Source organism: Bifidobacterium sp. W8114, assembly GCF_016101165.1.
Taxonomy (GTDB): domain Bacteria; phylum Actinomycetota; class Actinomycetes; order Actinomycetales; family Bifidobacteriaceae; genus Bombiscardovia; species Bombiscardovia asteroides.
The window spans coordinates 63,205-88,618 of sequence record NZ_JACFRA010000005.1 but is presented as its reverse complement, the minus strand read 5'-3'; the positions used below and the strand labels follow the sequence as shown (position 1 = coordinate 88,618).

Sequence of the window (25,414 nt, the reverse complement as noted above, 5' to 3'; positions counted from 1 at the left end):
TCCCATTCCGAACCCGGAAGCTAAGACCCAGCACGGCAATGGTACTGCACCCGGAAGAGTGTGGGAGAGTAGCACACCGCCGCCAATACACGAAAAAGTAAAGGCCTCTGATGACACCGGTCACCAGAGGCCTTTACTGTATTCCCTCGTCCTATACCCAGCAAAACACCACTATCTGTACGCCGCCACCATACCTGGAAGAGCACTACGCCATGGCCGAGTGCTTCACAGACCAACACGCCAATAAGCGCGTACCACGCCATAAAGGTTCGTATGCAACAGAAGCAGCTATCAAATACGACTTCACTCCTATGATGCACTTTGAAACATGTCCCGTGGCAGACATTTTGTGGAACCATTATTTAGTTGCGGATACCATCGAATCCTTATGTATACAACATGATGCTGATACTTGTCGACGACGACGTATTTCAGCAACTTCTCCGCCTTTTTTGGTTTTGCAGGCTTCCCTGATGTTCAGCACATAGTCCGCAGACAAAGGACAAGGCTGAATATCACACACCGCCCTATGCCGAAAGCGGCCACATTACCCTAAACGTAAAGGAGGTCCAAGGGCAATGGAGACCGGGTTCAAGAAGTCGTTAATCGGCTATCTGCTCAACAGGCGCGATTACGTGCGCGGCTCCGAGTTGTCCCATGCGCTCAAGGTCTCGACTAAAACCATCACCAGAGCTGTCCAACAGATCAACGAGCAATACCGGCCCGTGACCATTATCGAATCCAAGAGAGGGCGCGGGTATCGCCTTAAGAACCCCGAGACGCTGTCATTCGGTGATTCAGGATTTGTGATCGGCCAGGCCAATGTCGATGTCAGCCGTCTGACGTCCATAGAGCGGCGGGATGAGATTGTCAAGCGACTCTTGTTCACGGCGCCGCAGCGGTACAGGGTGACCGAGCTCTGGGGCAAATACTTTATCGGTGACTCTGCCGTGGCGACCGATCTTCGTTCCCTGAGACTGATGCTTGGCCGCTTCCAGCTTTCCATCGAACATGTCAGCGGGTTCGTTTGGATCGATGGTGAGGAGGCCGATATCCGTCGGGCGATCGGCAGTCTGTTCGTCAATGAAGGCCAGCCTGGCAACAGACGGTTCATGCAGTCCGACCAGGACATCGAGCAGCGTGATGCGGCCTTTGTCGACAAACAGCTGGATCTGATCGAGGAACTGCTTCACACCGAGATTCCCTATCCTTATAGGGTCAACATCTTCACCCATCTGTATATCCTCATCGAGCGATTTCGCAGTGTTGGGGCTCTCATGGAGGACCGAGCCGGGGAACAGCAGGCCGCCATTGCCGATGATGGTTCCAAGGTCATGAACGTCTGCCGAGCTGTCATTGCCAACGTGGACATGTATCTGGATGCACAGCTGCCCGATGCCGAAGTTTACGATCTTTACCAATATCTGGCTTCCTCAAGGATCGAGGATGATCTTTCGGCTGCCAACGACATGCCTGATCCAGTTCGGCGGGCCACGCGCTATCTGATCGACCAGGTCGCTCTGAACCCTCGTTACGCGCAGATCGATCAGTCCGAGTTGTTCGCCAGGCTTTCCAAGCATATGAAGCCCTTGCTTAACAGGTTGAAGAACGGCATCAGAGTCAACAACAACCTTCTTGAGCAGATCAAGCTGGAGTATCCGAACCTGTTCCGTACAGTGAAGGAAGCCACACGCCAGTTGGAGGAGCACGAGCATCTCCCGGTCATCGACGACGAGGAAATCGGTTTCATCACTGTTTATTTCGCTCAGGCTGTGGAAAATCTCAGCAGGCCCTTGAACATCCTGCTGGTTTGCACCACTGGGCTGGGCACGGCTCAATTGCTGAAATCCAAAATCGAGCGGCGGTTCTCCGATATGAACGTCATAGGGACAGTGGCTGCCAGAGATGTAGAGAAGGCCTTGAAGCGGTATCCGATGACTGATCTCGTGGTCTCTACAGTTACCCTGTCTGAAGCGCTGAAGCGGCCGACGCTGGTCGTCAGCGCCATGCTGACCATCGAAGATCAGGAGCGGCTGGAGCGGATGGCCGACCATATCCATTACGGGGAGGTCGGACGATGAAGATCCTGATTGAGCAGGAGCCTTCTGGCGGTTTCGGAATCCGAAACTCCGCATCAACGGCATCCTCAGGCCAGGAGTCGATGCATGCCCTATTCGTCTGCATATGCAGACATTTGCAGTCCAAGGGCATCATCAGGTCTGTCGATCTCCTAGCAAAGGAACTGCTTGCCCGTGAGGTCTCGGGCAGCACAGTCATTGCAGACCATCTGGCCAATCCGCACGCGCAGGGACCTTTCGTCGATGAATGCGTGCTCTTCTACTTGGGGCTTTCCCGACCCGTTCCCAAGTGGGACGGATTGCATGAAGTATCCCGACTTTTGCTCACCCTCATCCCGCAGAATCCCTCGATGGAGGACTTGCAGTATCTGCGTGACCTCTACCGGCGAATGGGTGGTGAGAGGGTTCTGGACCTGTTAGGAACAGGTTCGATCACGGATGTTCGACAGATATTGACGACAGAAGGGAAATGATGGTGGACGCAGCATCACTTGGCGAGGCAATCGACAAGAGGACCGTGGTGACGGGACTTAAAGCGAAGACCAAGGACGAGGTCTTCGACGAGCTGACCCACAGGCTTCATGATGCCGGCTACATCGATTCGCCAGAGGCCTTCATGAAGGCCCTGTACGAGCGTGAAGGCCAGGGCGCGACAGGCATAGGCGAGCATGTGGCCATCCCTCATGGCCGCAGTGACACTGTTCGCAGGAACGGCGTCGCCATTGCAGTGCTGGATCATGAAATTCCCTGGGAATCCTTGGACGACACCGGAGCAAAAGTTGTGGTGCTGTTTGCCGTAGGTGCTGATGACGAGGGCTCAAAGCGACACCTGCAGCTGCTTTCGGAGTTTGCCAGGAAACTGGCCAAGGCCGATGTGGTACACGACCTCCTCCAGGCCCAGAACACCGACCAGGTCGTGTCAGCTTTGACCAGATGATTTGTCACTTAATCGAATAACAGCAAAGGAGAATTAATCATGAAGATCGTTGGAGTCACAGCCTGCACCATCGGCATCGCGCATACCTATCTGGCCCAGCAGAAGCTGGAGGATGCAGCCAAGGCGGCCGGCGACGATATCAAAATCGAAACCCAGGGCACCATCGGCATCGAGAATGCCCTGACCGCAGAGGACATCAAACAAGCGGATGTGGTCATTCTGGCCATTGACATCAAAATAGCTGACGAAGAGCGGTTCCAGGGCAAGAAGACCGTCAAGGTCTCGACTGAGACGGCGATCAAGTCGCCCAACAAGCTGATTGCCAAACTGCACGAAATCGTCGGTAAGTAGAAACCATGCAACCAACCATGTGGACAAGGAAGTCATCATGAAAGAATTTTGGAAGAAAGCCAATTTCAAGGGCCATCTGCTGACGGCCATCTCCTATATGATCCCCATCGTCTGTGGTGCGGGCTTCATTATCGCCATCGGCATGGCCTTCGGAGGCAAGGCCCAGGACACCTTGGTCATGGGGAAGTTCGACTTCTTCCAGGCCCTGGCTACCCTGGGCGGCAAGGCACTGGGACTTCTCCCGGTCATCATTGCCACAGGCATCGCCTTCTCGATTGCGGGCAAGCCAGGGATTGCGCCCGGCTTCGTGACCGGTCTGGCGGCCGTAGCCATCAGCGCTGGCTTCATCGGCGGCATCATCGGCGGCTATATTGGCGGCTGGCTGGCTTACGCTGTGCTGCGCTACGTCAAAGTACCCAGCTGGGCCAAGGGACTTATGCCCACATTGATCGTGCCTTTCCTGGCCTCCTTGGCCAGCGGACTGATCATGGTCTACATCATCGGCACCCCTGTGGCTTGGTTTACCACCTGGCTGACCAACCTGCTGACAAGCATGAACGGGGCCTCCAACCTCATCTTCGGCGCCGTTCTGGGCACGCTGAGCATCGTCGACTTCGGTGGCCCCATCAACAAGACCGCCTTTGCCTTTGCACTGACGCTGCAAGCCCAGGGCATCAACGGTCCTGTCACTGCCTTGCAGCTGACCAACACGGCCACCCCCATCGGCTTCGGCTTCGCCTATCTGGTCGCCAAACTTCTGCGCAAGCGGATTTACACCCATGAGGAGGTGGAGACCCTCAAGTCGGCTGTGCCCATGGGTGTTGTGAACATCGTCGAGGGATCCATCCCCATTGTCATGAACGATCTGGTGAGGGGAATCGTCGCCGCTGGTCTGGGCGGCATGTGCGAAGGCGCCATCCTGATGAGCCTATCCAACGGTAAGGGCGCCACCGTGCCTTTCGGCGGCTTCCTGATGCTCCCCACCATGGGTGCCAAGTGGTGGGTTGGACTGCTGGCCATCGCTGCCAACGTCCTGGTGACCGGCATCGTCTATGCGTTGATCAAGAAGTCGATTCCTGAAGACGCCGCCGAGCCTGCTGCAGCAGCGGCCGAAGACGAAGAGGACCTCGACCTGGACGACATCCAGGTCATCTGAACTAACAGAAAGACACACATTTCACAATGACAGTAACAAGCACACCAACATTGACCAAGCGCCCGCGGCAAATTCAGCTGGCCCCCTCGCTGATGACCATGGATCTGGACCAGTTCAAGGAGCAGATCAGCTTTCTGAACGAGAGAGTCAACCTCTACCACATCGATATCATGGACGGCCACTTCGTGCCCAACATCACCCTGTCGCCCTGGTTTATCGAGCAGACGCGCAAGATCTCAGATCTGCCCATGTCGGCCCACCTGATGGTGACTGACGCACCTTTCTGGGTTCAGCAGCTGATTGATATCAAGTGCGAGATGATCTGCATGCCAGCGGAGGTGTCCAACGGCGTGGCGTTCCGATTGATCGACCAGATTCATGATGCGGGTCTTAAAGCGGGCATGGTGCTCAACCCGGAGACCCCGGTCGACACCATTCTTCCTTACATCGATTTGTTGGACAAGGTGACCATCATGACCATCGATCCGGGCTTCGCCGGTCAGCGTTTCCTGTCGGTCTGCCTGGACAAGATCGTCCAATTGCGCAAACTGCGCGACGAGCACGGCTATGGCTATCAGATTGAGATGGACGGATCCACCAACCTGGCCCACTGGAAGCTGATATCCGATGCCGATCCCGATATCTATGTGATCGGCCGTTCCGGGCTATTCGGACTTACTGACAGGATTGAGGATTCCTGGGACCAGATGGTCCACGAGTATGAACAGTCCACAGGATACCGGTTCGACAATGGCCGTTACGTCAGCGAAGACTGAGGAGGTAGATATGGCAAGTGAATTCACCGTAACCATTTCCGATCCTGAGGGCATGCATGCAAGACCCGCAGGCAGGTTGGTCGAGCAGGCGCAGAAGTACCAGTCCGCCATCACTCTCGATGACAAGGGCAACAAGGCGGATGCCAAACGCATCTTCGCGGTCATGGGCCTGGGGGCCAAGCAGGGCGATACGCTCACTGTGAGCGTGGATGGCCCGGACCAGGACAAGGCCGTCGAGGAGCTCCAAAGCTTCTTCAAGGAGAACCTATGAGGGAGCTGAGAGGCACCGGCGTCTCGGCAGGCATCGCCATAGGGCCCGTCAAGGTCCTGGAGGAGGCCAGGCAGGTGGTGCGGCGCACCGTCGATGATCCCCACGCCGAGATTGAACGATTCCACCAGGCCCAGCAGGTCTCCATGGATCAGCTGGCCAGGATCCGGGAGGATACCGCTGCCAAACTCGGCGAGGACAAGGCCGAGTTATTCGACACCCACCGGCTCATGCTCAAAGATCCGGACTATGTGGAAGGGGTCGAGGGGCTGATCCAATCGGACAAGGTCAATGCCGAATATGCGGTGGATGCCACTGCTCAGAGGTTTGCCACCATGTTCGCCGGTATGGACTCCTCCTATATGCAGGCACGGGCCGCCGACGTGCAGGACATTTCCCGGCGTCTGATCGACAACCTGGGCTCGGGTGCGCAGGGAAGCGGGGATGGCCGACCAACCATCATCATGGCCTCCGACCTGGCCCCCAGCCAGACGGCTCAGATGGATCCTTCGCAAGTGCTGGGTTTCGCCACCAGCCAGGGATCGGCTAATTCCCATACGGCCATACTGGCCAGGACCATGGGGTTGCCTGCGGTCATCGGTCTCGGCCAGGATCCCAGACCAGAGGACCAGGGCCTGACTGCCATTGTGGATGGTAGCCAGGGTCTGGTGTTGATCGACCCGGATCAGAAGACCCTTGAAGCCTATAAAGTCCGTCAGCGGGAGTTCCAGCAGCACATGCAGCAGCTTCAGGAGCTCAAGGGCAAGCCCACCAGAACCAAGGAAGGCCAGGAGGTCCATCTCTATGCCAATATCGGCAGGCCTTCGGATCTGGATGCGGTTGAAGCCAACGATGCCGAGGGGATCGGACTCTTCCGCAGCGAGTTCCTCTACTTGGAGAGTGAGGACTTCCCCACGGAGGAATCACAGTTCCAGGCCTACAAGGAGGTCGCCCAGAGAATGGGCGACAAGCCCGTCATCATCCGGACTTTGGATATCGGAGCTGACAAGCAGGTCGGCTACTTCGGTCTGGAGCATGAGGCCAATCCTGCTTTGGGGTATCGGGCCATCCGTATCTGCCTGACCCGGCCGGAGATTTTCAAGGTGCAACTCAGGGCCATCTTGCGGGCATCAGCCTTCGGGAACATCTCCATCATGCTGCCCATGATCACATCCACCAAAGAGGTCGACCAGGCCAGAGCCATAATCGACCAGGTCAAGGAAGAGCTGCGCGGTAGGGACGAAGACTTCAAGGAGGACATCCAGGTGGGCATCATGGTCGAGACCCCGGCCTCGGTCGTCATGGCACCGGAGTTGGCCCGGAAGGTGGATTTCTTCTCCATCGGGACCAATGACCTCACCCAGTACACCCTGGCCTGTGACCGGCAGAACCCCAACCTGGGACAGTTTGCCGACCCGCATTCGCCTGCCGTCCTGCGCATGATCCGCATGGCCGTGGATGCCGCTCACCAGGCTGGCATCTGGTGCGGGATCTGCGGCGAGCTGGGTGCTGACAGGGATCTTACGGCGACCTTCCTGGATTACGGCCTGGACGAGCTTTCGGTCTCGCCGGCGAGCGTTCTGCCGGTCAGAGAGGCCATTCGCGCTAGCTGAAACCTTCTGGTTCTCTTGCCTACGAACCATATAGTTCGTAGGCAAGAGAACCAGCCTGGTCGGTCGAGGGACGGGGTAAGGGTCAGAAGAGGCCGTTGCCGTTGCGGGACTGAACGTCTTCCACATTGTGCTCGATGATGTCCCAGTGCTCAGCCAGCTGGCCGTCCTGCAGCCGGTAGATGTCGCAAACCTTGTTGACATGGCCGTTCTTCAGTGTGCACCTGAAGAAGACGTAGACCATGTCGTCCTCGCCGTTCAGTCTGATGATGTCGATTTGCGGGCCAAGGGCCAGGAAGCCGTTGATGAACTTCAGGAAGCCCGCCTTCCCGTCGGCGCAGGTGGGGTTGTGCTGGATGTAGTCGTCCCGCATGAACCTGTCGAGGTTGCTGGTATCTCCCCGGCTGAAGACCTGGTCGTAGAATTCCTGCACCAGGGACTTGTCGGCTGCCGTCTCACTCTCGCTCATCATGAACCTCCGCTTCTGCCTGTACATAGGCTGTCGAGTTTCTTCATGATAGGTGTCTTCGCTCAGGCTCGTAAGCACATCTGTGGTCTCCGATGAGTGAGGGACGATAGCAGGCGGGAAGGGCTGTCAGGCCTTGAAGTGGCGCTCGTCGTTCATGGTGGCGAAGTTCAGACCGATCAGGATGCCGCCGCCTATATAGTTGCCCAGCATGGCCACCAGGACCACCAGTATTGCCTTCCAGGCGTTGACCCGCCCGAAGACGCCCAGGATGAGGAAGAGAGCCGAATCCGCTATCGAGTGCTCGAACCCGCAGAAGGCGAAGACGAAGACGGCCACGACCATGATGATGCACTTGGTGAAGTCGTTGGAAAGCTTGCCGTTGTAGACCATGAGCATGGCGATGTTGATGCAGAAGTTGCACAGGATGCCGCGCACGAAGAGGTCGGCGAATCCCATGGGACCGCCGGAGACGTAGCCGATCTTGGTCGTCGCGGCCGCCAGCATCTGGTCCAGGGTGGGACCGCTGACGATGGATGAGAATCGCAGGATGACGGCCACGATCAGGGCCCCGACCAGGTTGCCCAGAAGGCAGAGGACCAGGATACGCAGGGAGGCCAGCCAGCCCAGGCGCTTGTGATAGGCGCCTATGGTGACCACCATCATGTTGGAGGTCAGCAGCTCGGAGTTGGTGTAGTAGATCAGGACCAGGGCCCAGCCGAAGGTGGTTGCCGCCAGGACCCGACCTGCCAGAATCAGGCCGTGGTCGGCGGGGTTTTGTCCGGCCTGACCCATGATGACGAAGAAGGCCGTGAAGAAGATACCCACAAAGAGGCCGGCCATGGTGGCCCGCTGCATGTACTTGCCGGTCAGGGCGCCGCTCATGGTCTTCTTGCTCTCGACCACGTCCAGGACGGTGCTGATGAAGGCCCGTCCGGGGAAGAGGGGCTGTCTGTTCTGTTGATCTGTCATTTGATTGGGTTGCTCGTTCACGGGGTTCATTATGGCATTCCCGAGCGGGGGAAGGCCGGCCTTAGGGCCCTACTGTGCGGGAATTCACTACTTTGCCAGTGTCGCCGGCATCACTCGGTGCGCAGGGCGGTGGCAGGATCCTGCTTGGCCGCCTTGCGTGAGGGGATCAGGCCGCCGATCAGGGTCAGGACCACGCTCAGAATGACCAGGGCTATCCCGCCCGAGGCGGGCAGGGCGGCGTTGACCTCAGTGGTTCCCATGAAGTGGTGCATGATGCTGTTGGCCGGAATGATCAGCAGCAGGGTGATGCCCACTCCCAGCAGGCCGGCCAGAAGACCGATGAGGCCGGTCTCGGCATTGAAGACGTTGGAGACGTTCCGCTTGGAGGCGCCCATGGCGCGCAGGATGCCGATCTCCTTGGTCCGCTCCAGAACCGATATGTAGGTGATGATGCCGATCATGATGGAGGAGACCACCAGCGAGACCCCGACGAAGGCTATCAGCACGTAGGTGATGACGTTGATGATGGTGGTGACCGAATTCATCATCAGGCCGACGTAGTCGGTATAGACGATCCGGTTCTTCTTTGCGGCCTTGTCGTTGTAGTGCTTGATGGAGTCGCCCACGGAATTCTTGTTCTCGAAGCTGTCCGTGTAGATGCTGATGCGGGAAGGGGCGTCCCGGGAGATCAGGCCGAAGTCGCTCAGGTTGTCGGCGTAGGTGCCGGTGGAGACGTACTGGTTGTAGATGGCGACCAGGGCGTCCTGGGGAGCGGTGGCGATGTACTGGTCGAAGGCCTGGGCCGTCTGCTGTTCGGCTGAGGCCCCCGTGGGGATGCCCGCAGAACCTTGGGCTCTTGCAGCGGCCCCGGCCCGGCCCTGGGCTTGGGTCTCCTGGCCGGCCATGGCTGCCGAGCCCTTCATGATTTCCTGGGCCATGCTGGCCTTCTGGCTGACGCCCAGGGATGCGATGTAGGCCTTGGCATCGTTGGCCTTGACGGCATCGTCGGCAGGGGCGAAGGCCATCCCGTTGAGGACGCTGTGGCCCTGGTCGGCCTCCTGGTCGGTGACGATGGGGCTGGTCTTGGCCTGGTCGATCAGATAATCGGTCAGCTGGCGGGTATACCCGACGCCGACCTTGAGTGGCGTGGCCTTGGCCCCCTGGTTGGGACGGACAATGCCGACGATATGCAGCTGCAGACCCTGGTCGGCGGCCTTGGACATCTGGTCGGTGCTGTCGCCGATGTAGTGGTAGTGGCCGTCGGTCCCCTTGGCATACTGGTTCGCAGCAGGCACCAGGGAGAGCTTCTGGTCCATGGCATTGGCGTATTCGATGGGCTTGGTGTCGACCTTGACCTCCTGGCCGCTGTTGAGCTTGTTCATCATGTCGGTGTACTGGCTGGAGGGGAGGATGCCCAGCTTGTAGAGGCTGGTGACGGGCATCTGGTTGTTCTTGTCCAGCACCAGGACCACCTGATCCTTGGCCTTTGGCCATGTGCCGTTCACCACCTGGTAGTTGTCGGTCACCACCTTGCTGATGGTGGTCTTGGCATTGGCTCCCGGCATGATTTCGCCGAAGATCTCCGGGGCCTTGTTCTTCTCGGTCTTGCCGGTCAGGTAGGACATCTGCATGGACTGGATGTCGCCCATGTCGCTGTCGGTGTTGGCCGTGGCCATCTGGCTGGCGGTGGAGCCGGCATCGTCCTGCCCGCCCATGGTCACCTTGTCTGCAGAGACCAGCTTGCCGTCCGGATCGTGCCCGAAGACCGAGAACTTGGTGGCGTAGGAGTACTGGATGCCGACGGACCCCACGTACTGGTGGATTTCGCTCTTGGGATTGTCCAAGTATTTTTTGAAGTCAGTCAGATTGTTCTGGGTGATGCTGCTGGTCAGGCTGGAGGCCCCCTTGATGCTGGAGTCGTCCGGCTGGATGGCCTTGAGATCCTTGTGGGCCTTGGCCTCCTTCTGGGATTCCTGGGCGGAGTCCACTATCTTGTTCAGGTCGAAGGACTGCTCCTGAATGGTGATGGGGTAGGAGGTCATGGTCTCCCGCTGCACCCTGTCGATGTAGCGGTTGACCCCAGTGGATACGGACAGGATCAGGGCGATGCCGATGATGCCGATGGATCCGGCGAAGGATGTCAGGGCTGTTCGGGCCTTCTTGGTTCGAAGATTGTTGAAGCTCAGCGACAGTGAAGTCAGCAACCCCATGGAGGCCTTGCCGAAGGTGCGGTGGCGGGCCCGGCGAATGGGCACCTGGTCGTCGGGCAGGGGGTCGGAGTCGCTGATCACGGAGCCGTCGTGCAGCTCCACGATCCTGGTGGCGTACTGGTGGGCCAGCTCGGGGTTGTGGGTGACCATGACCACCAGCCGGTCCTGGGCCACCTCCTTGAGCAGGTCCATGATCTGGATGGAGGTCTCGGAGTCCAAGGCTCCGGTGGGCTCGTCGGCCAGGAGGATGCGGGGGTTGTTGACCAGGGCCCTGGCGATGGCCACCCGCTGCATCTGCCCGCCAGAGAGCTGGTTGGGCCGCTTGTTCACGTGCTGGCCCAGCCCTACCTGCTCAAGGGCCTTCCTGGCCCGCTCCCGCCGCTCCTGCCGATGCACGCCCGAGATGGTCAGGGCCAGCTCAACGTTGGACAGGATGCTCTGGTGGGGGATCAGGTTGTAGCTCTGGAAGACGAAGCCCACGGTGTGGTTGCGGTAGGAGTCCCAGTCACGGTCCTTGTACTTTCTGGTGGAGGTGCCGTTGATGATCAGGTCGCCCTTGTCGTAGCGGTCCAGCCCGCCGATGATGTTGAGCAGGGTGGTCTTGCCGGAGCCGGAGGGGCCCAGGATGGCCACGAACTCGTTGTCGCGCAGGTTGACGCTGACATCATTCAAGGCCTGCTGGACGAAGTCCCCTGTTTTGTATTGTTTGGAGATGTGTTCGATCTGCAGCACCGTCGTCCTCCGCTTTCTGGATTCTCAATGGCTTTAATGACATGGACTTATGGACTCTTGGAGTGCCAGCTTACGCCATCAGAATGGGTAAATGCCGATATGGCCTAGTCCACCGACTTGAGGGCCTCCAGCATATCCACATGCTTGAGCTTGTTGTTGACCATCCAGCCCAGGCCGGCCGTGATGACCGTGATCATGACCAAAGGCACGACGAAGGCCACCCAGCTGATGGAGGGGTCAAAGAGGACATTGTCCGGAGGGACGGTGGTGATGATGTAGTGGTGCAGCCAGGCCCCGAACCCGTACCCGGCCAGGACGCCGATGGCCGACAGGAGGATGGTCTCCCGGTAGATGTACATGGTCACCTCGCGGTCGTAGAAGCCCAGCACCTTGATGGTGCTCAGCTCGCGGATCCGTTCCTCCACGTTCAGGTTGGTCAGGTTGTAGAGAATGACCAGGGCCAGCAGGGTGGCCACGATGATCAGCACCTGCATGATCATGTTCAGGGACCTGACCACGGTGTCGATCTGGCTCATCAGGGTCGTGTTCTGCACCACCCCCTGGATTCCGTCGATCCGCATGAAGGAGGCGGCCTGCCTTCTGGTGTTCTCCGCGCTCGAGTCCTTGAAGGTGACCAAGTGGGCGTTGGGCGAGAAGTCCTGGCGGAAGACGGTCCTGTAGGCCGATGGGCTCATGAAGACGAAGTGCCCCAGGTACATCTCGCAGATGCCGTCCACCCGCATGGTCCTGTCCCTGCCGCCTGAATCCTGCAGGGTGATTCTGTCGCCGACCTTGGTCCCTGTCAGCTGGGCGATCCGCTCGGAGAGGATTACGCCGTCGCCCTTGAGGCTCAGGGGCTTGTGCCCGGACCGGGTGTCCATGCGGATGAAGTCGTCCAGGTGCTCGGCGCTGGCCGGCGCGATCATGGTGATGGACTGCTTGTCGGCGTTGTGGCCGGCCGTCTTGCTCATCTCCTCGTAACGCACGTTCAGGGAGCGGCTCACATCGGGCTTTTCCAGCCGTTTTTTGATGGATTGACGCTGGTCGGTGGTTGCCTGGCTGTTCTCGGCGGCAATCAGGTCGTAGCGAATGACTTGGCCGAACTGGTGCTCGTTGATGGCCGAGATGGATCCCTGCACGCCGAATCCCGCCATCAGCAGGGCCACCGATCCGCAGACCCCGAAGATGGTCATCAGCATCCGCTGCTTGTAGCGGAAGATGTTCCGGGCGGTGACCTTGTGGGTGAAGTTGAGCCGGTTCCAGATCAGAGGTATGCGCTCCAGGAAGATCTTCGAACCGGCGCTGGGCGGCTTGGGCAGAAGGAGGGCCGACGGCTTCTCGCGCAGCTCCCGCCAGGCGCTCAGGAAGGCCGGAACCACGGCGCTCAGGAAGGCCAGCAGGCAGGCCAAGAGGGTGATGGGCAGGTGGAAGCCGTAGTGGATGGGCGGCATGTCGAAGGCGTGGGCATAGGCCTGGTAGACGATCCAGGGCAGGAGGGTGTGGCCGGCGATGATACCCAGAAGCGCGCCCAGGGCGGAAGCCGCTCCGCCATAGACCAGGAACTTGGCCATGACATCCCGGTCCCTGTAGCCCAGGGCCTTGAGCGTTCCGGCGTTGATTCGCTCCTCGTCCACGAAGCGCGTCATGGTGGTGAAGGTGACCAGGGCGGCCACCAGGTACATGAAGTAGGGGAAGACCTTGGCCAGCGAGTCCACGATGAAGGAGACGGAGGCGTAGACCTTGTAGCCCTCCGAGCCGGGCGCTTCACGGCGTGAGTCCAGGGCGTAGACCGGCTTTTCCAGTCGGCTCAGCTGGTCGGCCGCCTGGTTCAGCTTTTCCTGGGAGTCGTCGATCCTCTTCTGGGCGTCCGGGCTCTCCCGGTTGAATTTGTCCAGTTTGGTCTGGTACTCCGCGGTTTTCTGGTCCAGGATGGCCTGGGCCTGGTCGATCTGCCCCTGGGCTGAGGCATGGCTGCTGGCCAGCTGCTGCCGGGCCTGGGCTAGCTTGGCCCTGCCCTGGGCCAGCTGTGCGGACCCCTGATCAAGTTGGGCCTTACCCTGGGCCAGCTGGCGCTCGCCCTCCTCCACCTTGGTTCTTGCTTGGCTCAGTTCCTGGCGCTTTGCGTCCAGGGTGTACTGGTTGGCCGCAATCTGGGACATGCCGGGGGTGTACTGGTTGGTCATGAAGGCATCGCGGCCCGCCTTGGCCTTGGCTACCAGTGCGTCGATTTGCGGTGACTGCTGGTTGAGCTCGGCCAGTTGGGCCTGGAGTCCGGTCTTCCTGCGGTTGAGCTCGTCCTGCTGCTGGGGGGTCAGCCCGGGGGCGGCCAGCTGGGCGTCGATGGCCTGAATGAGGCCGCTGACTTGTGCTATGCCCTGTCTGCATTGCTTCTGGGCTTCCTGGGCCTGGGCTACAGCCTGGTCGGCTTGGGCCTTGCCGCCCTCCAGCTGCTGGCGGGAACCATCAAGTTTGGTCTGTCCCTGGTCGATGGCCTGCTGTCCCTGGTCGGCCTGCTGCCTGCCCTGGTCCACCTGGCTGGCGGAGGACTGGTACTGTTTCTGCTTTCTGGCCAGTTCGGCCGAGCTCAGATCCACCTCCTGCTGCCCTTGGTCAATTGCCGCCTGGGCCTGCACCGTCCTGGCGGCCAGTTGGTTCTTGGCGGACTGGATGCTCTGGGCACCCTGGTCCAGATCCTTCCTGGCCTGGTCCAGCTGCTGCCTGTTCCCTTCGAGTTCCTTTCTGGACTGGTCCACCTGATCCTGCCCCTGGTCCAGCTGCTTCTGCAGAGGAGCCTTGATGGCGTTCAGTCTGGCGGTGGGGCGTCCTGACAGAATCCTGTTCAGGTCGTCCTTGTGGGTCTGCAAGGCCTGGATGTACTGGTCGGAATAGTGGTCCCGGATCCGGTCCAGGTCCTTGAAAGTCAGGCGGGCGATCATGTACTCGTCCGAGTCGAAGGCTTTAGGTGTGGTCACAGCGTAGGAGTCCAGGGAACCGGATCCGGCTGTGGAAGGGCCCATGTTGACCTTGCTCAGGATCTCAGTCGACCTGACCGTGCCCACCACGCGCAGCTTGTGGTGCCTCAGGACCTTCCTGCCCAGCTGGTCGGCCTTCTCATCCACCTGGATGCTGCTGCCAATGGGGTGGCTCCCGGCCAGGGCCGTGTCGACCGCCACCTGGTCAGGCCTGGCCGGCATGGATCCGTCGACCAGCTCGTAGGTGGAGATCCGGTCGGGGGCGGAGTAGATGCGCAGGCTCTTGTCGGTCCCCTTGAGCGCCACATCCTTCAGATACCCGTATTCGATGCCCGAGTTGCCCGGGGCGGTGTCGATGGCATCCCGGTCCTCCTGATCCAGCCCGTAGCTGCTGATGACCATCAGGTCGGCCAGATGGTGGCTGGACAGGTAGGCGTTGCCGGCCTGCCGCATGTCCGGCCCGGTTACGCTCAGTCCGACCAGGGCGAAGGAGCCCAGCGCCACCAGACAGACGATGGAGATGAACCGTCCCAGGGACTTGCGCAGGGAGACCCGGATGTCGTGCCAGAGCACCTTCCTGACGGGCTGCATCCTCACCACTCCACGTTTTCGATGTCTTCGGGGCTGTCATTGGTCTGCACGGCCTGGACCCGGGCGTCGTGCATGCGGATGACCCTGTCGGCGATGGGGGCGATGGCCGCGTTGTGGGTGACGATGACCACGGTAGCGCCATTCTTGCGGCACTGGTCTTGGAGGATGCGAAGCACCTGCTTGCCGGTCCGGTAGTCCAAGGCTCCGGTGGGTTCGTCACAGAGCAGGATCTTGGGGTTCTTGGCCACGGCCCGGGCGATGGCCACCCGCTGTTGCTCACCACCGGAAAGCTGGGCGGGGAAGTTGTCAATCCGGTCGCCCAGGCCCACGTCGACCAGGGTCTGGACCGGGTCAGCGGCGTCGTCCACGATCTCCGAGGCCAGTTCTACGTTCTCCCTGGCGGTCAGATTGGCCACCAGGTTGTAGAACTGGAAGACGAATCCCACGTCGTAGCGGCGGTAGGTGGTCAGCTGCCGGGCGTCGTAGCCGGCGATATCCTTCCCGTCCACGATCACCTGGCCCTCGTTGCAGGTGTCCATACCGCCCAGAATGTTCAGCACGGTCGACTTGCCCGCGCCCGAGGCGCCGAGGATGACCACCAGCTCGCCCTTCTCGATGGAGAAGGTGACCTCATTGTTGGCCACGATGGTCGTCTCGCCGGTCACATACCGTTTCGTCTCTCCGATGACGTCGATATAGCCCATCATGCCCTCTCGTAACCCTGGCTGTGCGGCGGGGTCGTCCGACGCAAGGGACGCCCTCCTGATGCTCTTTTCCCCACTACTGTATACGTTTGTGGGGTCCGGAGCACAGGAGAACCGCCTGCCGGGAGGCGTCATGTTCGCCGACCTTGCAAGGGTTCGGAGGTTCAGAGGGCTTGCAGGAGGTTGCCCAGTTTGCGGCTGTCCCTGACCGGTCTGCCCTGGCGGAAGGTGATGAACCGCTGGCAGGTCTGGGCCAGGAACTCCTGGTCGTGTGAGATGACGATCACCATGACCCCCAGGAAGCGCATGTAGCGGATCATCCCGGTCACCTGGTTCATGTGGAGCAGGTCCAGGCCGCTGGTGGGCTCGTCCAGCACCACCAGGCGCTTGCCCGACAGTATGGCGGCCGCGATGGCCACCCGCTGCTTCTCCCCGCCGGAGAGGGTGTTGGGGTGCCGGCCCAGGAGCCGCTCCAGGTCCAGCTTTCGCGCTACTTCCTCGAAGAGGTCGGTCCGCCTGGCTCCAAGGAGCATCTCGCCCTCCACGGTCTCGCTGAAGAGCTGGTAGTTGACATCCTGGAAGACCATATAGGAGTCCTCGACGCGCTCCCTGACGGTCTGCTTCGTCCCATTCAGGCTGATCTCCGACCTGTCGCCAGGCTTGAGCAGTCCGGTCAGGACGGAGGCGAAGGTGCTCTTGCCGGCACCGTTGCGGCCGATGATGCCGGTGATGTCGTCGCTGGACAGGGTCAGGTCGTCCACATCCAGGGCAGGATCCTGGTCGTGGTGGTAGGCATAGGTTAGGTTCCTGACCCGCAAGAGGTCGGGGGTCTTCTCGGTAGTGACCCTGGCTGGGGCGCTCGCATTCTCGGTCGCGTCCAGATTCAGGGCCCGCAGCCCCATGGCCTGGCGGCTTGGGCCATCCAGCCCCCTCATAGCGGCCGGAGTCAGGTGCTCCGCCAGCCTGCCGTCCTCCATGACCAGGAAGTCGTCGGCCAGGCCGTCCAGGTAGTAGAGGCGGTGCTCGATCAGGACCATGGTCAGGCCCCGGTCCTTCAAGCGGCCCAGAATCTGCGCCAGGCTGGCCACCGCTTCCACGTCCAGATTGCCGGAGGGCTCGTCCAGGACCAAAATCTCCGGGTCCATCATGCAGGAGGAGGCGATGGCGATCATCTGCTTCTCGCCCCCGGACAGGGAAAAGATGTCTCGGTCCATGAGTGGGGTAATGCCGAAAAGGTCGGCCACCTGATCTATACGCTCACGGATGGCTTCCGGCTGGACCCCGGTGTTCTCCAGGGGGAAGGCCAGTTCGCTGCGGACATCGGTGGTGAAGAACTGGGTCTTGGGGTTCTGGAAGACCGACCCCACCTGTTCCGAAAGCCGGTAGATGGGCCGGGCCGTGGTGGGCTCGTCCCCGATCAGGCACTCTCCCTCCAGCTTGCCCTCATAGAGTTCGGGAATCAGGCCGTTGATGACCCTGGAAAGGGTGGTCTTGCCGCATCCGCTCGGTCCGGTGACCACGGTCAGTCGGCCTCGGTCCATCCGGCAGGAGACCTCTTCGAGGGAAGGCCTGCTGGCGCCCTCGTAGGTGAAGCTAAGCCTGGAACATTGCAACATAGGCTCCACATCCCATAAGGACCAGACCCAGGGCACACATGAGCGCATCCAGTCTGGTGAAGGCAATCCGTTGGATGGAGGTCTTGGGTCCGGGGTCGCCAATCCCCCTGGTCAGGGCAGCCGAGGTCAGGTCGGAGGCCACGTTGGTGGCGTTGTTGAGCAGGGGGACGTAGATGTACTCCATGGTTCGCATCGGATGCCGGACCATGTCTCCGGTGGTGACCGCGATCCCCCTGAATTTCATGGCCCGCCTGATCTGGGCATAGTCGTGCCTGACGGTCGGGAAGAAGCGGAAGAGGACGCTTACCGGGATGACCAGCCACTGGGGTGCGTGGATCTTGCGCAGCAGGTAGACCAGCTCAGAGACCTTGGTGGTGCCCATCATGAAGGCCGCAACCAGCACCAGGGGGAGGATCCTGCCCACGCCGACGAAGAGGAAGAGCAGGTAGTGCCCCGGCAGGTTCTCGGGGAAGACCATGGCCAGGGAGGCGCCCAGGGCGAATACCAGACAGACCAGAAGCCAGGCCTGGCCCTTCCTGACCCTGCCCACGATGACCTGGAAGCTGCAGAAGTAGATGTTGATGGCCAGGACCAGCGGGGTGGGCAGGGTGACGAAAATCAGGGCGTTGGCGAAGATGACCAGCAGGAATCTGGTGTAGATGGAGATGGGCCTCATTGCTTGGCGGGTATCCGGTTGAAATGCCTGTCGACGATCTTGGCGCCTATCCATGCCCCAAGCAGGGCGCCGACCAGAGTGGCCAGAATGCAGACCAGGAAGGTGGCTCCGGTGATGGGCGCGAAGACCCCGTCGATGTACTCCTGGCTCTTGCCGCGGCGGACCAGGCTGGCCACATAGGCGTCCTTCATGAACCAGAGGGGCAGAACTGGGCCGGTGCAGCCGAAGGTGAGGATGACGTAGCTCAGGTAGCGGGCCAGGTTGGGACGGCTCTCCCTGAGCGAGGACTGAACCAGGTCAGCCAGCAGGCCGCAGAAGGCGTAGGGGATGAAGGAGAGGGCGAAGTGGCCGAAGACCAGCAGGAAGAGGCCCATGATGACGCCGACGATGGTGATGGCCCCGAACCTGGGCACGCGGCGGATCATCAGCATGTAGACCGGGCCGGAGACCAGCCCCACCACAGCGGGGATGAAGAGGGAGGACAGACCGGGCATGACCAGGCCAGCCAGGAAGACGGTGATGAAGTTGCCCACCGCCATGCTGACGAAGTAGAGGGCCGTGAAAATGCCGACGTTGACCAGGTCTTTTGTCTTCAGTGCTTTCATAAAGGATCGCTCCCATCCGGGTGGCGGTCGCTCGGCCCTAGGCCATATCCGCCGATGTCAGGTTGTGCTGTCAAGTCTAGGAGGACCGGGAGGGAAAGTAAATGATATTTTTTTATGTCCCTTGCCAGGGCTTCACAATCAGGGTATTGCCTGGCGCGCGAGGATTTTGTTAGTGTCCACTGATAGGGGCGTATCAGAAAGGCGGCACGGAGGACAGGCATGATCAGCAAGCGACTACTTCATCTACCGGGAGCCAGGATGGGCGCCAGCCTCCTGCTGGCCCTCCTGCAGACGATCGGTGCGTTGGCGGAGGTCCTCCTCCTGCCGGTGGCCGTCGCGGCCGTGGGCCGTTCCCTTGGCCTGGCTGTTCCTCATGCCCTTGCTTGGGTGCCTAATCGGCCCGGGCCTCTGGCGGTCTTGATAGGCGGGCTGATCCTGGTTCGGTTCCTGACTCAGGCGATCGCCAGGTCCGTAAGCGCCCGGCTGGCTGATGGGATGGGCAAGGCGCTCTCCCAGGCCCTGTACCTATCCGTGTTCGACCCCAATCGCCAGGAGGACGACCTGGGCGTTCCGGCGCAGACCCTGGCCAGGCTTTCGACCGAGGGGGTCAAGTCGGTCGTTTCCTATTTCACGGCCTATATTCCGGCCCTGGTCCAGACCGTCCTGATGCTGGTCGTGGCGCTGGCTGTCCTCCTGCCTGTCAGTCCGCTGGCTGCGGTGATCGTCGTGATTGGCATGGTGGCCCTGCCCCCGGCTTCCAAGCCCACTATGGGCGAGAACATCAAGGTGCAGCTGGGTCAGCTGCGCAAGTACGACAAGGTCGGCGTCCACTTCGAGCATGCCCTGAGGGGGCTCAACACCCTGAAGATCTTCGGGGCAGACCAGCGGCAGGCCGACGATCTGGCCGAGGAGTCCGAGGGGTTCCGCCGGATAACCATGGGGGTCCTGGGAGGGCAGCTGCGCTCGCTGATCAAGGCCGACGTGGTTATCTACACCAGTCTTATTTTGGCGGTCGCGGCAACGGTCCTGATCGGGCAGGGTGGGCCCTCTCGAGTGCTGTCCTGCCTGGTTGTCGCCCTGGCTGGCGTCCGGCTCTTCGCCCCTGAGCGGCAGCTGGTCTATATGATGCATTCCGGCATGGTCGCCATCAAGCAGGGCAAGGCCATCGACGATATTCTCCAAGCGCGGCAGGAGGGTGACGGGAAGTCAGCGGCTCCAGAGACGACTCCTGAGTCATGCAAGAGTACGGGTTCGGAGACGGCTCCGGACGCGAGTCTCGAAACTTCTGAGGAAGCAGTTCGGGAGTCTGACTCGGAATCCGCTTCGGAGCAGGCAGATCAGGCGGATATGTCTGGCGATGATTCGCTAGGCATCAGCGCTCGCGATTTGACCTACACCTATCCTGATGGCTTCCAGGCTCTGACCGATCTGAACTTCGATCTGCCTGCCAAGGGACATGTGGGCTTGGTCGGCGCTTCGGGCTCCGGCAAGAGCACCTTGGCGGGCCTGCTGTCCGGGCGCCTTCAGGAGTATGCCGGAGAGCTGTCCATTGGCGGGCGCCAGATCAGCGACCTGTCACGCGAGGACCTGGTCGGCCTGCAGACCGTGGTTCGGGGAACCGATCACCTCTTCACCGGAACCATCAGGTCGAATCTGGACCCGGCCGGACTGGGCTATTCGGATTGGGAGCTGCAGGATGCGCTGGACCAGGTCGGCCTGACCGGTCTTGTCCAGAGCAAGGGCGGGCTGAATGCTCCCATTGATCCTGAGGGAGGCAACCTCTCCGGAGGGCAGCGCCAGCGCCTGTCCATTGCCCGCGGACTCCTGCGACGTTCCCCCGTCTACATCTTCGACGAGGCTACCAGTGCCGTGGACCGTGAACATGACGCCACTCTGGCCGCCTTGATGGACGCGCTGGGCAAGGAGTCCCTTGTCCTGACCATCACCCACCGCCTGGCCGGGGTTCGTAATGCCGATGCCATTCTCTTCTTGCAAGGGGGTCGTCTGATGGAAAGTGGTGGCTTCCGTGAACTGATGGATGCCGGGGGCGGATTTGCGGCCCAGTGGAAGGAGCAGGCCCAGTATGAGGACGGGGAGTGACGACATGCAGCAGACGACCGGCAATCTGACGATGATGCGCCGCATGGCCCGGCTGATGAAGCCTCTGGCTGGTACGGAGGGCAAAGCCATCCTCTGTGGCAGCCTGGGTCACCTCTTCGCGGTCTGGAGCATGATGGCAGCCGCTGCGGCCTTGATCGGTCTGGTCACGGACTGGCCGCCGCTGAATGGCCAGTGGGTCGTCTGGGCTCTGGTGGCGGTCCTGACTGCTCTCAGCAGAGGGGTTATGGCCTATGGAGAGCAGTACTACAACCATGAGATGGCCTTCAGTATGCTCCGCGACATCCGCACGACGGTCTTCGACAAGATGCGCTCCCTGGCCCCGGCCGGTCTGCGAGACCAGGCGCGCGGGGACATGGTGACCGTGATCACCAACGACATCGAGCTGCTGGAGATTTTCTACGCCCACACCCTTTCGCCCATCGCCATCGCCCTGGTGACCTCCTTGGCCAACCTGGCCCTGCTCACCTGGCTCTCGCCCTGGATGGGCCTGGCCGCCCTCGGCTCCTATTTGATTGTCGGTCTGCTCATCCCCATCCTGAGTGCAAGGCCCACTTTCAAGGTAGCCATGCAGGAGCGAACGGCCCAAGCCAACCTGCATTCCCTTCTTCTGGAGACCCTGCAGGGCCGTACCGAACTGGCGGGGCTGGGCGCTCTTGGGAATACCCGTCGTCTGGTGGGAGCCGCTACGGACCAGATGCTGGATGCACGGGGACGTACCTCTGGGCGGACCATCGCCAACGATATGGTCACCAACGTGGTCACTCTGATCTGCGCTGGAGTCTTCACGCTGATGGCCTGCCACCTAGGTTCGGCAGGGTTGGTGGATCCGGCTCGTGGGATGATCGGACTGGTCGGTTTCCTCTCTTCCTTCGCTTCCTTGATACCTGTGGCCCGGCTAGGCGCCGGCCTGCAGCCTACTCTGGCTGCTGCCAGGCGGGTCTTCGCGCTTTTGGACAAGGAGCCGCCTGTGCGTGAGGTGGAATCCAATCATGGGAATCCCCTGACGGAGTTCACTGGAGAAGAGGCCAAGGCGGTTTCCTTCTCCTATGCTGGCAAGACTGACCCGGGCAAGACTCACTCGGGTGAACATGGCGGTCGAATCTCGGTTTTGGATAATCTGGATCTTTCCATCAAACCTGGCGAATTGATTGGCATCCAGGGGGCCAATGGAGTCGGTAAGTCCACCCTGATCGACTTGCTGATGCGGTTCCAGGAGCGCAGCGGCGGGAGCCTGACCGTCTCCGGTCTACCTATCGAAACCATCCGCACCGCCGACCTGCGCGCCCAGCAGGCTCTGGTGAGCCAGGACACCTACATATTCGGTCTCACTTTGGTGGATAACATCGCCTTGGCCCGGCCCGATGCCAGTAGGGCGGATATTGAGCAGGCTGCTCATGACGCTTGCCTGGATGATTTGATCGACCAGCTGCCCGACGGCTTGGATCATCTGTTGGCTGACAACGGCTCCGACCTGTCTGAGGGGCAGCGGCAAAGGGTGGCTCTGGCTCGTGCCTTCCTGAGCTCAGCGCCTTTCATGCTCCTGGATGAGCCAACCAGCAACATGGACGCTCTCTTGGAGGGCCGGGTCTTGACCAGGCTGATCGAGCAGAAGGGCGACCGTACCTGTCTGATTGTCTCCCATCGTTCCTCGGTCCTTGCCCGAGCTGACCGGCTGCTGACGCTGCAGGACGGAAGGCTAGTCTCTGCCTGAGCATCTGCATAAAGAATGAGATGCAATTTATAGTGCCGGTTCGAATTGTTGCTCGCAGCTATGTTGCTGTCGAAACAATTCAAATCAAATCGGCATGGCACATTTAATGAAAGATTCTGGGCGCGGATTCTTTCTGCCGACTCCGCAAATGGGGAGCGTAGTTGGAGTTAGTTCGGAGAAAAATAGGTTCAGTAAAACAGGTGTCCGCTCTCATCCGGGGTAGTGGTATATCTATCAGCTTCCTCTACAAGTCTGGTTCATGGACCCCAGCAGTCTTGGAACAGCTGAAAAGTAAAGGGTTCCTTGCGGTAGAGTTGAGATAACTAAGTCTATCAGTACAGTTATCGCTTTACCGACTTGCTTCACTAATTAATAGGCGGAAGCCAGCTTTCAGGTCAGCTTGGCATGGACCCCAGCAGTCGAGTAGATGGTCTTCGACAACTTACTTTGGGAATTAGAGCTTGTTGGATTCCCGGCAGAGCGTCGCTTTTTCGATATCCTGAAGCTCCTATCAAGGGTCTAGTTGGTTACTTTGGTTTCCTATCTGCAGATTATGGATGTCCCACCACCTTGTGCTCAACACTATCTGCTTCGTGGTTGAACAGCTGGATTTTCAATGGTTTGAATAGATGAACATTCCCCATCAAGATTGTGAATTCACAAAAATTACAGAAATAAATAAACAAATTATAGAATCACTCAACAAAATGTTTATTAATTGGTTATACTATCTTCAGGTACTTCACGAAAGACATGATGTATGAGCAACGATGCACAATCGGCACGCAGCCTTAAGGCGCAGGACAGCGCAGAGCGTGCCCTGATAATCCAATCCTTGGCCCAACTGGTGGAGCCACTGGCCTCGCTGATGCCGGACTGCGAGGTTGTAGTGCATGATCTTTCGCAGGTACCCACCACCATCGTCGCTATTGCAGGAGGTTTGACTGGTCGCAAGGTTGGCGATCCGGCCACCGATGTTCTACTTAAGCAGCTGGCTGAGGGTTGGGTGCGCACCATGGTCAACTACAGCTCTGTTCTGCCTGACGGGCGTCGGATTCGTTGTGCCACTATAGCCGTCAAGGATAGCCAAGGGGAGCCGGTCGCTGCCTTATGCATCAACAGTAGCGTCGAAATCTGGTCCGGGCTTCTGAAAATATGCCAACAAATGCTCTACGGCAGTATCGATGCAAGTTCTGAACCAGAGTTGGAAGTTGATTTTGATAAAGATTTGGATCAGAACCAACGGTATGGCATCGGAAAAAAGACTGGATTCGAGACAGGGCAGATAAGTCGTGGAACGGACTCGGCTGAAGCGAATTCTGCGGGTGAAGCCTTCGTCCACAACCTTGACGACTTGGCGAATATCGTGCTTGATCGTGCTGTTGCCAGCCAGGGTGTGCCCGTTGAACTCATGACAAAAAGTCATAAAAAGGAGGTGATAAGACAAGCCAAAGAGCAGGGCTTTTTCTTCCTGCGAGATGCGGCTGAGACCTTGGCCGACCGCTTGCAGATTTCACGGTTCACCGTCTACAACTATCTCAAAGAAATAGAGGAGACGACCTCCGTCAAAGATAAGAAAAAGCAATAAACGGGGGAAGCACTATCGAGGTCATGGTGGCCTCTGAGGATCACATTGCCAATGAAGGCAAGAATCCAACATAGTTGTAAAGAAGGGAATAGATGTAATTATGGGTCTTCTACATCCCGTTTCAACCCAGGATCTGGGAAGAATACACAGTATCCGCTGGGATGACGCACATCGCATCTGCGGTGACGACGCCATATCCCTGTCGGTGGCAGACATGGATTTCAAAGCCCCGGACCCTTTGGTCCAGGCCGTGGTCAAGCGTGCTCAGGTGGGCGATTTCTGCTACACCTACCTGGACGCCTCATATAGACAATCAGTGTGCGACTGGTTCAAAAGGCGCCATGGTTGGCAGATTAGTCCAGCCAGTCTGGTGCCGGTAGGCAGAATGGTGGAATCCTTGCCTGCCATACTCAGGGAGGCTCTACCGCCCGCCTGTTCGGTAATCGTTCCTTATCCTGCATACTCGCCCACCCCAACGGCGATTAAGGCTGCAGGGTGCAAGGTTCTTCCGTGGCTGCTCAAGATGGACGGACAAGGAAAATACCGATTCGACTTTGATGCCCTTGGAGGCCTGCTTGACCAAGCTAGTGCGCTGGTAATCACCAATCCGCATAATCCCACTGGTCGCGTATGGACCCGAGACGAACTGGCCAAAGTGGCCAAGGCTGCTGCCAAGCATAATGTTCTGGTCATCTCAGATGAGTTCCATGCCGATCTGATCCATTCAGGATATCGATTTCAGCCTTATCTGATTTCGTCGCCCGAAGCGGCTGGAGGCATCTCCTTTACCTCTCCGGGCAAAACCTTCAACATCGCTGGGCTGGAAACGGCCAATATCGTCGTTCCTGACGCTGATCTACGGCACAAGGTGGAGAAGGCCATTGATGATGCCGGCTGCCATAATCCCCGCTATTTTGCACAAGTTGCTACTCAAGCGGGATACGACCATTGCGCAGACTGGCTGGATGAGCTTCTGACCGAGATTGAGAGGCACACTGATTTTTTGCGAGACTGCGTTGCCGGGATGGATGGTGTGAAGCTGATTGAACCTGAAGGCACCTACCTGGCCTGGATAGATATGAGAGGGCTTGGACTCGAGGATGAGGAAATCGAAAAGCGGCTGGCTAAACAGGGTCTGATGCTGGATCCGGGGACTGACTTCGGCCAGGGTGGCAGCGGCTTTGTGCGCATCAACCTGGCAACAACTACGCCGATTCTGACCAAGGCCCTGTCGCGTATGAATCGGGCGCTTGGCACTTCAACGGAAAGGTAAC

20 protein-coding genes and 1 rRNA gene are annotated in these 25,414 nt (G+C 59.5%); 13 read left to right on the top strand and 8 right to left on the bottom strand.

Features of this window, described 5'->3' with window-relative positions; genetic code table 11:
- From rrf to ptsP, 9 genes are all read left to right on the top strand, one after another.
- A 5S ribosomal RNA gene (gene rrf / locus H3T89_RS09225) occupies positions 1-85 on the top strand; the annotation flags it as partial.
- 493 nt (positions 86-578) lie between these two features.
- Positions 579-2,081, top strand: a complete 1,503-nt coding sequence (locus H3T89_RS07790) for a BglG family transcription antiterminator (RefSeq protein WP_198216727.1) — start codon at positions 579-581, stop codon at positions 2,079-2,081.
- On the top strand, positions 2,078-2,551 hold the full coding sequence (locus tag H3T89_RS07785) for a PTS sugar transporter subunit IIA (RefSeq protein ID WP_198204149.1): 474 nt from the start codon (positions 2,078-2,080) through the stop codon (positions 2,549-2,551). Before H3T89_RS07790 ends, H3T89_RS07785 begins: the two co-directional genes overlap by 4 nt.
- Entirely contained in the window at positions 2,551-3,015 is a 465-nt protein-coding gene (locus tag H3T89_RS07780; protein ID WP_015021065.1) for a PTS sugar transporter subunit IIA, read from the top strand. The genes H3T89_RS07785 and H3T89_RS07780 overlap by 1 nt, the downstream gene beginning before the upstream one ends.
- 39 nt (positions 3,016-3,054) lie before the next feature.
- On the top strand, positions 3,055-3,366 hold the full coding sequence (locus tag H3T89_RS07775) for a PTS fructose transporter subunit IIB (RefSeq protein ID WP_015021066.1): 312 nt from the start codon (positions 3,055-3,057) through the stop codon (positions 3,364-3,366).
- 37 nt (positions 3,367-3,403) lie between these two features.
- Positions 3,404-4,522: a PTS fructose transporter subunit IIC gene (locus tag H3T89_RS07770; RefSeq protein WP_015021067.1), complete on the top strand. Its 1,119-nt coding sequence runs from the start codon at positions 3,404-3,406 to the stop codon at positions 4,520-4,522.
- A 26-nt stretch (positions 4,523-4,548) separates the two neighbouring features.
- Positions 4,549-5,298, top strand: coding sequence for a D-allulose 6-phosphate 3-epimerase (alsE, locus tag H3T89_RS07765; protein ID WP_015021068.1), 750 nt, complete (start codon positions 4,549-4,551; stop codon positions 5,296-5,298).
- A 10-nt stretch (positions 5,299-5,308) separates the two neighbouring features.
- Positions 5,309-5,569 (top strand): HPr family phosphocarrier protein, encoded by a 261-nt coding sequence (locus H3T89_RS07760; protein WP_015021069.1) that lies wholly within the window; start codon positions 5,309-5,311, stop codon positions 5,567-5,569.
- The gene (ptsP, locus tag H3T89_RS07755) at positions 5,566-7,179 is read left to right on the top strand and encodes a phosphoenolpyruvate--protein phosphotransferase (protein WP_198216726.1); all 1,614 of its coding nucleotides are present in this window, start codon (positions 5,566-5,568) and stop codon (positions 7,177-7,179) included. The genes H3T89_RS07760 and ptsP overlap by 4 nt, the downstream gene beginning before the upstream one ends.
- An 82-nt stretch (positions 7,180-7,261) precedes the next feature.
- Here the strand turns inward: ptsP and H3T89_RS07750 are convergent, their stop codons facing one another.
- The 8 genes from H3T89_RS07750 to H3T89_RS07715 form a co-directional block, all read right to left on the bottom strand.
- A complete protein-coding gene (locus H3T89_RS07750) occupies positions 7,262-7,648 on the bottom strand; it encodes a nuclear transport factor 2 family protein (RefSeq protein WP_232348548.1) in 387 nt (128 codons plus the stop codon).
- Between the two features lie 123 nt (positions 7,649-7,771).
- On the bottom strand, positions 7,772-8,614 hold the full coding sequence (locus tag H3T89_RS07745) for a formate/nitrite transporter family protein (RefSeq protein WP_046323574.1): 843 nt from the start codon (positions 8,612-8,614) through the stop codon (positions 7,772-7,774).
- 110 nt (positions 8,615-8,724) lie between these two features.
- The gene (locus tag H3T89_RS07740) at positions 8,725-11,556 is read right to left on the bottom strand and encodes an ABC transporter ATP-binding protein/permease (RefSeq protein ID WP_198216725.1); all 2,832 of its coding nucleotides are present in this window, start codon (positions 11,554-11,556) and stop codon (positions 8,725-8,727) included.
- A 104-nt stretch (positions 11,557-11,660) separates the two neighbouring features.
- Positions 11,661-15,119: an FtsX-like permease family protein gene (locus H3T89_RS07735; protein ID WP_198216724.1), complete on the bottom strand. Its 3,459-nt coding sequence runs from the start codon at positions 15,117-15,119 to the stop codon at positions 11,661-11,663.
- A gap of 2 nt (positions 15,120-15,121) precedes the next feature.
- The gene (locus tag H3T89_RS07730; RefSeq protein WP_198216729.1) at positions 15,122-15,823 is read right to left on the bottom strand and encodes an ABC transporter ATP-binding protein; all 702 of its coding nucleotides are present in this window, start codon (positions 15,821-15,823) and stop codon (positions 15,122-15,124) included.
- A 164-nt stretch (positions 15,824-15,987) separates the two neighbouring features.
- Entirely contained in the window at positions 15,988-17,439 is a 1,452-nt protein-coding gene (locus H3T89_RS07725; protein WP_198216723.1) for an ABC transporter ATP-binding protein, read from the bottom strand.
- Positions 17,417-18,115: an energy-coupling factor transporter transmembrane component T gene (locus H3T89_RS07720; protein ID WP_198216722.1), complete on the bottom strand. Its 699-nt coding sequence runs from the start codon at positions 18,113-18,115 to the stop codon at positions 17,417-17,419. Before H3T89_RS07720 ends, H3T89_RS07725 begins: the two co-directional genes overlap by 23 nt.
- Positions 18,112-18,720 (bottom strand): MptD family putative ECF transporter S component, encoded by a 609-nt coding sequence (locus H3T89_RS07715; RefSeq protein WP_198216721.1) that lies wholly within the window; start codon positions 18,718-18,720, stop codon positions 18,112-18,114. The genes H3T89_RS07720 and H3T89_RS07715 overlap by 4 nt, the downstream gene beginning before the upstream one ends.
- 219 nt (positions 18,721-18,939) lie before the next feature.
- Here H3T89_RS07715 and H3T89_RS07710 point away from each other — a divergent pair, with 219 nt between their 5' ends.
- From H3T89_RS07710 to H3T89_RS07695, 4 genes are all read left to right on the top strand, one after another.
- Positions 18,940-20,820 carry an ABC transporter ATP-binding protein/permease gene (locus H3T89_RS07710; RefSeq protein ID WP_198216720.1) on the top strand — a complete coding sequence of 627 codons (1,881 nt, stop codon included), beginning with the start codon at positions 18,940-18,942 and terminating at the stop codon, positions 20,818-20,820.
- On the top strand, positions 20,804-22,552 hold the full coding sequence (locus H3T89_RS07705; protein WP_198216719.1) for an amino acid ABC transporter ATP-binding/permease protein: 1,749 nt from the start codon (positions 20,804-20,806) through the stop codon (positions 22,550-22,552). The genes H3T89_RS07710 and H3T89_RS07705 overlap by 17 nt, the downstream gene beginning before the upstream one ends.
- A 760-nt stretch (positions 22,553-23,312) precedes the next feature.
- A complete protein-coding gene (locus tag H3T89_RS07700; protein ID WP_198216718.1) occupies positions 23,313-24,140 on the top strand; it encodes a helix-turn-helix transcriptional regulator in 828 nt (275 codons plus the stop codon).
- A gap of 100 nt (positions 24,141-24,240) precedes the next feature.
- Positions 24,241-25,413, top strand: a complete 1,173-nt coding sequence (locus tag H3T89_RS07695; protein WP_015021082.1) for a MalY/PatB family protein — start codon at positions 24,241-24,243, stop codon at positions 25,411-25,413.
- Position 25,414: the final 1 nt, after the last annotated feature.

Excerpts from the sequence above, each read along its gene's own strand:
- H3T89_RS07760 (WP_015021069.1), top strand. The coding sequence starts at position 5,309 with ATGGCAAGTGAATTCACCGTAACCATTTCCGATCCTGAGGGCATGCAT.
- H3T89_RS07780 (WP_015021065.1), top strand. The coding sequence starts at position 2,551 with ATGGTGGACGCAGCATCACTTGGCGAGGCAATCGACAAGAGGACCGTG.
- H3T89_RS07700 (WP_198216718.1), top strand. The coding sequence starts at position 23,313 with ATGAGCAACGATGCACAATCGGCACGCAGCCTTAAGGCGCAGGACAGC.
- H3T89_RS07730 (WP_198216729.1), bottom strand. The coding sequence starts at position 15,823 with ATGGGCTATATCGACGTCATCGGAGAGACGAAACGGTATGTGACCGGC.
- H3T89_RS07775 (WP_015021066.1), top strand. The coding sequence starts at position 3,055 with ATGAAGATCGTTGGAGTCACAGCCTGCACCATCGGCATCGCGCATACC.
- H3T89_RS07720 (WP_198216722.1), bottom strand. The coding sequence starts at position 18,115 with ATGAGGCCCATCTCCATCTACACCAGATTCCTGCTGGTCATCTTCGCC.
- ptsP (WP_198216726.1), top strand. The coding sequence starts at position 5,566 with ATGAGGGAGCTGAGAGGCACCGGCGTCTCGGCAGGCATCGCCATAGGG.
- H3T89_RS07745 (WP_046323574.1), bottom strand. The coding sequence starts at position 8,614 with ATGACAGATCAACAGAACAGACAGCCCCTCTTCCCCGGACGGGCCTTC.
- H3T89_RS07750 (WP_232348548.1), bottom strand. The coding sequence starts at position 7,648 with ATGATGAGCGAGAGTGAGACGGCAGCCGACAAGTCCCTGGTGCAGGAA.
- H3T89_RS07705 (WP_198216719.1), top strand. The coding sequence starts at position 20,804 with ATGAGGACGGGGAGTGACGACATGCAGCAGACGACCGGCAATCTGACG.
- H3T89_RS07725 (WP_198216723.1), bottom strand. The coding sequence starts at position 17,439 with ATGTTGCAATGTTCCAGGCTTAGCTTCACCTACGAGGGCGCCAGCAGG.
- H3T89_RS07695 (WP_015021082.1), top strand. The coding sequence starts at position 24,241 with ATGGGTCTTCTACATCCCGTTTCAACCCAGGATCTGGGAAGAATACAC.
- alsE (WP_015021068.1), top strand. The coding sequence starts at position 4,549 with ATGACAGTAACAAGCACACCAACATTGACCAAGCGCCCGCGGCAAATT.
- H3T89_RS07790 (WP_198216727.1), top strand. The coding sequence starts at position 579 with ATGGAGACCGGGTTCAAGAAGTCGTTAATCGGCTATCTGCTCAACAGG.
- H3T89_RS07785 (WP_198204149.1), top strand. The coding sequence starts at position 2,078 with ATGAAGATCCTGATTGAGCAGGAGCCTTCTGGCGGTTTCGGAATCCGA.
- H3T89_RS07735 (WP_198216724.1), bottom strand. The coding sequence starts at position 15,119 with ATGCAGCCCGTCAGGAAGGTGCTCTGGCACGACATCCGGGTCTCCCTG.
- H3T89_RS07710 (WP_198216720.1), top strand. The coding sequence starts at position 18,940 with ATGATCAGCAAGCGACTACTTCATCTACCGGGAGCCAGGATGGGCGCC.
- H3T89_RS07770 (WP_015021067.1), top strand. The coding sequence starts at position 3,404 with ATGAAAGAATTTTGGAAGAAAGCCAATTTCAAGGGCCATCTGCTGACG.
- H3T89_RS07715 (WP_198216721.1), bottom strand. The coding sequence starts at position 18,720 with ATGAAAGCACTGAAGACAAAAGACCTGGTCAACGTCGGCATTTTCACG.